At 69.1% G+C, this 1210-nt stretch carries 1 protein-coding gene and 1 pseudogene; both read left to right on the top strand.

Going from position 1 to position 1210, the window contains the following annotated elements; translation table 11 throughout:
- Positions 1-110: 110 nt before the first annotated feature.
- Positions 111-332 (top strand): annotated as a pseudogene (locus tag ASE25_RS06570) (transcriptional regulator); the annotation flags it as partial.
- A 57-nt stretch (positions 333-389) separates the two neighbouring features.
- Positions 390-962 (top strand): NUDIX hydrolase, encoded by a 573-nt coding sequence (locus ASE25_RS06575; RefSeq protein ID WP_235508576.1) that lies wholly within the window; start codon positions 390-392, stop codon positions 960-962.
- Positions 963-1210 lie beyond the last annotated feature (248 nt).

A 1210-nucleotide genomic window follows, 5' to 3' on the forward strand; every position in this document is an offset into this window, starting at 1 on the left:
TGGCCACCAGGTACGACAAGCTCGCCCTGACCTACCGGGGCGGGGTCGTCCTCGGCGCGATTGTCACCTGGCTACGCGAACTGGGAGACACGCCCTAGTGGGCCGGCCACACCGTTCGGCTCCACCGCACCTCGACGAAGCAGATGCACCACCCGTTCGTCGGGGACATCGAGCTGACCGGTGAGGCGCTGGAGCTGCCCAGAGACGCCGGGCTCACGATCATCACCTACACGGTCGAGCCCGGCACGCCCTCTGCCGAAGCACTGCAGTTCCTCTCCAGCTGGGCCACGAGCGAGCCGGCTCCGAGCAGCACCCACGAGACGACGAGCTGACCGAGTGGCCGGCTGACGGGCTCAGCCAGCACGGCGCGAGCCCGCCCCTCGGGTCCTGTGATTGCCTGTGCCGACTTGCGGCCCGGCCGCTGGCGCTCCGATCATCTGGTGATGAACCAGACGCCTGCTGCGACGAAGCTGAGACGTGCCGTAAGGGCGGTCATCCTGGCCGAGGACGACCGGGTCCTGCTGTGTCGCTTCAGCTTCCCGCACCCAGCGGTCCCGACGGGCGCAACGGTCGTGTGGGCGGCCCCCGGCGGCGGCATCGAGCCCGGCGAACTGCCTCTGGCGGCACTGCGCCGTGAGCTGCACGAGGAGACCGGGCTCGTCTTCGACGCCGACCCGCCTCACGTCTGGCACCAGGAGGTCGTCGCCCCCGGCCACGCCGACGGCTACGACGGTGTGGTCAACGACTACTTCCTGGTCCGAACCCCGCTCTTCGATCCCCGGGGCGCCCTGTCCGACGACGAACTCGCCGCCGAGCACATCAGCGCGATGCGATGGTGGCGGCACGCAGAGATCGCCGAATACGACGGAACCGACCTGTTCTCACCCCGCGACCTCGCGACACCGTTGGCGGGATTGATCGCCGGCGACATTCCGGCCACGCCCGTGGTGCTCGGCCTGTGATTCGCTAACGCAGAGGCGTCTGCTCCTGTCGCCGATGACCCCTCGGGCCGCCGACGCTGACAGCCCTGCGCGGACGCGGTGAGCCCGGCGGCTCCGCTCCGGTGGGGCTGGATCGAGCCAGTGCGCTCAAGGAACGCGGAAGCACTCTTCCTGTCATGCTTGATATGTGGGTGATCCTTCGGGGTCGCCGACGCTCCTACGTTGGGGTGTCCGTTCTCCTCGAGGAGGCCCCGTATGCCGAGCGTTGT

It is taken from the genome of Terrabacter sp. Root85 (genome assembly GCF_001429185.1).
In the GTDB taxonomy this organism is placed as follows: domain Bacteria; phylum Actinomycetota; class Actinomycetes; order Actinomycetales; family Dermatophilaceae; genus Terrabacter.